The organism is Drouetiella sp. (assembly GCF_059504425.1).
In genome coordinates this window covers 59,571-66,510 of record NZ_JCACIN010000110.1, presented here as the reverse complement: position 1 = coordinate 66,510, position 6,940 = coordinate 59,571, and the positions used below count along the sequence as shown (strand labels likewise).

Genomic DNA, 6,940 nt, shown 5'->3' with positions numbered 1-6,940 from the left:
AGTCCTTCCCCTAGACTAATGAAATTCACGACTCCCCCCATGTCTTCCACCAGCTTCTGAGAAATGGCTAATCCTAAGCCCGTGCCACCATACTGGCGCGTGCGCGATCCATCGACTTGGCTAAAGGACTGAAACAATTTATCCTGCTTTTCCAAAGACACGCCGATGCCCGTATCGGCAACGCTGATTTTCACGATTCCTGGCATTTCCTCGTTCTGCACCACGATCTTGCCCGGAATCACCTCAGCAGTAATTGTGATATTGCCTTGATGCGTAAACTTAATGGCGTTCACGACTAGATTAAACATGACTTGCAGCAAGCGCTGGTAGTTGCCATACAAAATCACCTCGTCGTGGGTTTCAGGCGTGCGAATCTCAAAGCTGAGATTTTTTTGCCGAGCCTGAGGGCGAGTAAAGTTCTCAACAGCCGTCATCAAATCATCTAGCTTGACTGGATTCAGCTCAAGCTGCATCTTGCCCGCTTCAATTTTGGCAATGTCCAAAATATCGTTAATGAGATGGAGCAGATGAATCGCTGATCCATGGGCTTCTTCGATAAACTGGCTTTGCTCCTCTGGATCATCGACCATGCCATCCATGATCAGCTTGAGGAAGCCAATCATGCCGTTAAGCGGAGTACGCAGCTCGTGAGACGTGTTCGCCAGAAAATCGCTCTTGAGGCGAGAGGCGGCTTCGGCAAGACGACGGGCTTCTTCTAGCTCCTGATGCTGCTGCATCAGGCTATCGTTGACGCGCTGCAATTCTCCCGCTAAGCTGCGGCTCTCTTCCAGTAGAGTGGCGTGAGCAACGCCCGTGCCCACCTGCTCAGCAATTTCTCGCAGCAGGTCAATTTCTACATCGCTCCAGATGCGTGCCGGGTCGGCTTGGTACAGAATAATTAGCCCGTTGGGCTGATCCTGGTAGCAGGTGGCGATCGCCAAAATGGACGGCGTTCCCGTCCTTCTCTCCTCGGCAATCCTTCTCTCCTCGGCAGCGGGCTTTAACTCACACCCAAAGACAGGCTCCAACACCGCGCGATCGGAGACAATCACGGGCTTTAGGGTAAGCAACGCCTGACCCACATAGGTTTCTTCAGCAACAGTCAGCTCCAGATCCGACAACGACTCCAAGGAAGGCTGATGAAACTCTGCCACTGCCCTTAACTGAGTGCTGGACGGCTTGTAGGGAAAAATCAGACAGCGGCTCACCCCCAAAGCTTCTCCCAGTTCATCGACCGTCTGCTGCCAGATGGTTTTTAAGTCAAGGCTGCGGCGGATGTTCCAGACCACCTGGGTTAGCCGCTTGTGGTAGCGATCGGCACGCGGGAAAATACTGGAATGCACCAGCGTGTTCACCATTTCCAACGCTTTTTCTCGGCTGGCACTCCCCAAAAACTGTCCCATAGCTACGGCAGTTGTGGCAGTTCCGTGGGGCATCAAAACAGGGCTGATCGTCAGGTCAAAGATCAGGTACTTGCCAGCATACTCAAACGGGTACTCAAACCGGATGGGGATTAAATAATCCAACACCTGATGCACCCACTTTAGGTATGGAGCGATCGCCACCGGGGCAAACGTCTCCTTCATCGGACGGCAGACCAATCCAATTGGGTTTAGCGCATAGCGTTCTGCTTCTCGCCAGTAGAAGGATAGGTATTGACCCGCTCCGTCCTGCGTAAAGACCAGATCAGCTCTGGGAACCGACCGAAACTCACCGAAGCCTTGGGGCGCGACGGTCGCTGTCTCAGTTGAAAATGGACGATCGCTAGGCAAAGTCATCAGCGTAGAATTGCAAACTACAAGATGAAGAGTTGAAGCACTTTCCCAGGTTTACCGGAGCAGATGCAGCCTGTAGGTGCCCAAACGCTGAACTTTGGTTGAACTAAAATTCAGAGATTCAGATATAGACTTCCCGGATGAGCATGGTCTGCAAACAATTGTCTGTAAACAATTGCCTATAAGCAAGCGTCCGTAAATAGCCCACATCGAGAAACCGCACATTCAGCGAGGAACCATCAATCTAGAGGGGAAAACACCTGAGATCATCTGATCAGATGATCTCACGCAAACTTCACGTAATCTTCTAAATTAATCATTCCACTCTCCTTTGGGTGGAACAGGAGGGTTTCGACGAAGAGTTCGAGTTAAGTCATCATCTCGTCGCCCACCGCCCAGCCATTGCCGCACGGCAACTTCAATCACTTTACTGGGATTATTTGTGAGATGGTTGATTTGCTCGAATAGTTCAGCGTCCATCTCAATGGAGACGCTGACCTTATCAGAGACGCTGACCTTATCGGTAGCTGATTGGACAGAGGACTGAGACTCAACAACGGGATCATTCATGGCAGATTTCTCAACGATAGGGCGGAGGGCAAAAAATAGACTCGTTAAGTCTGATGCTCATTGCAAATATGCTTACTAAGTTTTTATACTCAGTTCCCATACTCACTAAGTTCAATTGTCCCTATGCATTCATTAAACTCTATTGGACTTTTACTAATGGTAGGCGAGATATACCCATTAGGAATTAGGATACAGCGAGAGCTTAAAGTATTCATGGGCAGGACACAAACGCTGCGCCGCAAACAGACGCGACCGCTAGAGAAGGATTACAATACGTTAAGTAGCTTTGCGTGGTCTGACTTTTTATTACTAACTTCTCATTAAAATCTAGCTCCGCTTAACTTTTTGACACCCGTTTATCTTTCTCTGATTGACGCCGCTCTATGACTGACGCACCTGTCTCTCGAATTCGCAACTTCTCGATTATTGCCCATATTGATCACGGCAAGTCTACTCTCGCCGATCGCCTGCTTCAAACCACCGGAACCGTCAGCGCCCGCGAGATGAAGGAGCAGCTGCTCGACAACATGGATTTGGAACGAGAGCGGGGCATTACCATTAAGCTCCAGGCTGCCCGGATGAACTATACCGCCAAAGACGGTCAGCAGTATGTCTTGAACCTGATCGATACGCCGGGACACGTGGATTTTTCCTATGAGGTGTCTCGTTCTTTGGCTGCTTGTGAAGGGGCATTGCTGGTCGTGGATGCCTCCCAGGGCGTAGAGGCACAGACCTTAGCCAACGTCTATCTAGCGCTAGAGAACAACCTAGAAATTATCCCCGTTCTCAATAAAATTGATCTACCTGGCGCGGAGCCAGACCGGGTGGCGGGCGAAATTGAGGAAATTATTGGGTTAGATTGCAGCGATGCGATTCAGGCTTCGGCAAAAGAAGGCATCGGCATTACCGACATTTTGGAGTCGATCGTTGAGAAGGTGCCGCCGCCGCAAGATACAGTAGACGAGCCGCTGCGGGCGCTGATCTTTGACAGCTATTACGATGCCTACCGGGGAGTCATCGTCTACTTTCGGGTGATGGATGGCGTAGTGAAGAAGGGCGATCGCGTCCGCTTCATGGTTTCCCACAAGGAATATCAGATTGACGAGTTGGGCATCCTCTCCCCCAACCAAATTCAGGTGGACTCTCTGCACGCTGGCGAAGTGGGCTACCTAGCTGCTGCCATCAAGTCTGTAGAAGATGCCCGCGTGGGTGATACTATTACCCTCTCGGCAGCTCCGGCAAAAGCTGCGCTTCCAGGCTATACCGAAGCCAAGCCTATGGTGTTTTGTGGCTTGTTTCCTACCGATGCCGATCAGTTTGAAGATCTGCGGGAGGCCTTGGAGAAACTTCGTCTCAACGATGCGGCATTGCAGTATGAGCCAGAAACCTCTAGCGCCATGGGATTTGGCTTCCGCTGCGGCTTTTTGGGGCTGCTGCACATGGAAATTGTCCAAGAGCGCCTAGAGCGGGAATATGACCTGGACTTGATCACGACAGCACCCTCCGTGATCTACAAAGTCACCAAAATTAACGGCGAAGAGGTGATGATCGACAACCCCAGTATGCTGCCTGACCCGCAGCAACGCGAGAAGATTGAGGAGCCTTATGTCAAGGTAGACATGATTACTCCCGAAGAATATGTTGGGGCGCTAATGGAATTAAGCCAAACTCGGCGCGGCGTATTCACCGACATGAAGTATCTCACTCAGGGGCGCACGACCCTGACCTACGAGATGCCGCTAGCGGAGGTAGTGACGGACTTTTTCGATCAGATGAAATCTCGCTCGCGGGGCTATGCCAGCATGGAGTATCACTTAATCGGCTATCGCGAAAATCCTCTAGTGAAGCTAGACGTAATGATTAATGGCGATCCGGTTGATCCCCTAGCGACGATCGTGCATCGCGACAAGGCTTACCATGTGGGCAAGGCGTTGGTGGAAAAGCTGAAGGAACTGATTCCCCGCCACCAGTTTAAGATTCCGCTTCAGGCGACGATTGGCAGCAGAATCATTGCCAGTGAGCATATCCCGGCATTGCGGAAAGACGTGCTGGCAAAATGCTACGGCGGCGACATTTCTCGGAAGAAAAAGCTGTTGCAGAAGCAGGCGAAAGGCAAGAAAAGACTGAAGGCGATCGGCACAGTAGATGTACCGCAAGAGGCATTCATGGCAGTGCTAAAGCTTTAGGAGTTCAGGGGCTTGAACGAACTGATTGAGCTAGATTTGGTGAGAGTTGGGCTGGCGCTGGGGCTAATGGTGATAGCGATCGCCCTCTCGGCATGGCAAAAGCTAGGGCTGGAGAAAGGTTTAGCGATTGCCACCGGGCGGACGGTACTTCAGCTTCTCGTTGTGGGCTATGTTCTAGAAATCATTTTTGCCCTGAATAACCCTTGGGCAGTGCTGGGCATTTTGGTGATAATGCTGGCGATCGCTACCATCGTGGCGCGCAATCGCATCAGCAAGAAAATCCCGAACCTGCTGCCGATCGTGGGTGGCTCGGTGTTGATTAGCACCGCGTTTACCTTAGCTTACGTGACGCTGCTAGTGCTGCAACCTAGCCCTTGGTATGAACCACAGTACTTAGTTCCGCTAGCCGGAATTCTATTGGGCAACACCATGAACGCGGCAGCTGTTGCGGGCGATCGGTTTGTTAGTACGCTCAAGGCTAACCAGCTTGAGCTAGAGACTCACCTCAGCCTCGGAGCCACACCTCGACAAGCCACCGAACTTTACCGCAAAGATGCCATCAGAACAGGGCTGATTCCAACCCTCAACACCATGACGGTGGTGGGCATCGTGACACTACCCGGCGCATTTACCGGACAGGTTTTGGGCGGCATCAACCCTCTTGATGCGGCGCTGTATCAGATGTTGATTATGTTTATCCTGGCGATCGCTACGCTCATCACCACGATCTTGGTCATCCAGGGCATCGATCGGCAGTTTTTCAACGCCAATGCTCAGCTCCTAGAACTCTCGCGCTAGTCAATCTGCACTGCTTTCACATCAACGGGGATGGAGTCGGCAGTATCGACAGGGCTGGCTGCCTGAGCGGATACCGTTCCAGATTTTTTGTCTTTGTTCGCCTTGACGCGATCGAGCAACATTTGTGAGATCTCGGACACCACTAGGGTCATGACCACAACATCATCAATTTGCCCAATGAAGGGAATAAAATCGGGAGAAATATCGATCGGGCTGATCAGGTACACAGCTGCACCGCCCAGAATCCACCAGCGGTACTTAGGATTGCGGATAGATTGACGGAACCAGTCGTAAAATTTCATGGGGGTGTTTCCTCTCTGTCTTCTCTTTAATTGTCGCAAGTTCGCTTAATTTGCGAAATACCGCTTGAGTTAGGATCTCCGATCTAATTTGGATGTGAGAACCGACTAAGAAAGTAAACCTGCGCTAATCCAACTGAGAGATTGGTAGTTCTCAAGTGGCGAGGCCCACACCGCAAAAAATCATTGCCACTTGAGAACTACCGAGAAATTAAGTGAAACCCAAAAATTAATCTATTTTTGACAGGCTGATGCGAGGGTCAACAAACTTCAACGCCAAATCTGCTAAGAGATTGCCGATAATGAGCATCACAGCTCCCATCATTAGGCTTGCCATGGTTAGGTACAAATCCTGACCCTGTACCGCTTGGAGAACAAGTCGCCCCAGACCAGGCCAATTAAAAAAGGTTTCGGTGATAAAAGCACCGCTCAGCAGACCTGCAAACTCAAAGCCCAGTAGGGTAATCAAAGGATTAACGGCATTCCGCAGCGCATGGACGTAGATGACGCGATTCTCAGGCAGCCCTTTGGCGCGTGCAGTTTGGATATAATCTTGCCGCAGCACGTCCAGAAGTTCGCCGCGCATTAGCCGCTGCAAGCCAGCAAATCCGGTAATGCTGAGTACGAGAGTCGGCAAAATCATGTGCCAGCCGATATCGATGATTTTACCCAAAGGGGTGAAGTCGTCGTGGTCTATGCTCGTCATGCCGCCCACTGGAAACAGGGGTGACGTAACCTGAGCAAAAAACAGAAACAGCAGACCCGTAATCAGCGTGGGGAAACCTTGACCAAAGTAAGTGAATATCCGCAGAATCCGATCGCCCCACTTGTTGTAATGAACGGCACTATAGATACCCAGCGGAATAGCGATCGCCCAGGTAATAACCAGCGATGCCAGCGACAGCAGCAGGGTTGCACCCATCCGTTCCCAAAGCAGGGAAGTCACCGATCGCTGAGAATAGGCAAAACTCACGCCAAAGTTGCCCTGGGTAACAATTTCCTTTAACCACAAAAAATATTGCTGTAGTAGAGGCTTATCTAGACCATATTGCTGTTCCAGAGCATTGATCGTTTCTTGAGAAACCTCTGGCTTTTGGCGAATGGTGTCTAAAAAGTCTCCAGGAGCAAGCTGAGCAATGAAAAAGCTGAGGGCTGAAACAAGCAAGAGCGTGGGTACAGCCTGCAAAATCCGCTTGATCACGTAGGCAAATGATTCACTGGTCAGGATTTGGGTTAGCTCGTCCCGAAAGGTTTGCGATCGCTGCCGGAATGAAGAAGCTTTATTGGAGGTCATGGCTCATCTGGAGTTCTG

Annotated in this window: 6 protein-coding genes; 2 read left to right on the top strand and 4 right to left on the bottom strand. The window is 50.9% G+C overall.

Annotated elements, in window-relative coordinates; genetic code table 11:
• Nucleotides 1-1,778 (bottom strand): ATP-binding protein (locus AC5JMP_RS24565; protein ID WP_495854132.1); only part of this gene is annotated, 1,778 nt, incomplete at its 3' end.
• 309 nt (nucleotides 1,779-2,087) lie between these two features.
• The gene (locus AC5JMP_RS24560) at nucleotides 2,088-2,345 is read right to left on the bottom strand and encodes a hypothetical protein (RefSeq protein ID WP_495854131.1); all 258 of its coding nucleotides are present in this window, start codon (nucleotides 2,343-2,345) and stop codon (nucleotides 2,088-2,090) included.
• Between the two features lie 383 nt (nucleotides 2,346-2,728).
• Here AC5JMP_RS24560 and lepA point away from each other — a divergent pair, with 383 nt between their 5' ends.
• Together lepA and AC5JMP_RS24550 are read left to right on the top strand one after the other, a co-directional pair.
• On the top strand, nucleotides 2,729-4,531 hold the full coding sequence (gene lepA, locus AC5JMP_RS24555; RefSeq protein WP_495854130.1) for a translation elongation factor 4: 1,803 nt from the start codon (nucleotides 2,729-2,731) through the stop codon (nucleotides 4,529-4,531).
• A 12-nt stretch (nucleotides 4,532-4,543) separates the two neighbouring features.
• The gene (locus tag AC5JMP_RS24550; protein ID WP_495854129.1) at nucleotides 4,544-5,329 is read left to right on the top strand and encodes an ABC transporter permease; all 786 of its coding nucleotides are present in this window, start codon (nucleotides 4,544-4,546) and stop codon (nucleotides 5,327-5,329) included.
• On the opposite strand, the gene AC5JMP_RS24545 is transcribed toward AC5JMP_RS24550, so the two are convergent.
• Both AC5JMP_RS24545 and AC5JMP_RS24540 read right to left on the bottom strand, forming a co-directional pair.
• Nucleotides 5,326-5,631, bottom strand: coding sequence for a YkvA family protein (locus AC5JMP_RS24545; protein WP_495854128.1), 306 nt, complete (start codon nucleotides 5,629-5,631; stop codon nucleotides 5,326-5,328). The two genes, AC5JMP_RS24550 and AC5JMP_RS24545, sit on opposite strands and share 4 nt — an antisense overlap.
• Nucleotides 5,632-5,857: 226 nt before the next feature.
• Nucleotides 5,858-6,922: an ABC transporter permease gene (locus tag AC5JMP_RS24540; protein ID WP_495854127.1), complete on the bottom strand. Its 1,065-nt coding sequence runs from the start codon at nucleotides 6,920-6,922 to the stop codon at nucleotides 5,858-5,860.
• Nucleotides 6,923-6,940 lie beyond the last annotated feature (18 nt).

Excerpts from the sequence above, each read along its gene's own strand:
- AC5JMP_RS24560 (WP_495854131.1), bottom strand. The coding sequence starts at position 2,345 with ATGAATGATCCCGTTGTTGAGTCTCAGTCCTCTGTCCAATCAGCTACC.
- lepA (WP_495854130.1), top strand. The coding sequence starts at position 2,729 with ATGACTGACGCACCTGTCTCTCGAATTCGCAACTTCTCGATTATTGCC.
- AC5JMP_RS24545 (WP_495854128.1), bottom strand. The coding sequence starts at position 5,631 with ATGAAATTTTACGACTGGTTCCGTCAATCTATCCGCAATCCTAAGTAC.
- AC5JMP_RS24540 (WP_495854127.1), bottom strand. The coding sequence starts at position 6,922 with ATGACCTCCAATAAAGCTTCTTCATTCCGGCAGCGATCGCAAACCTTT.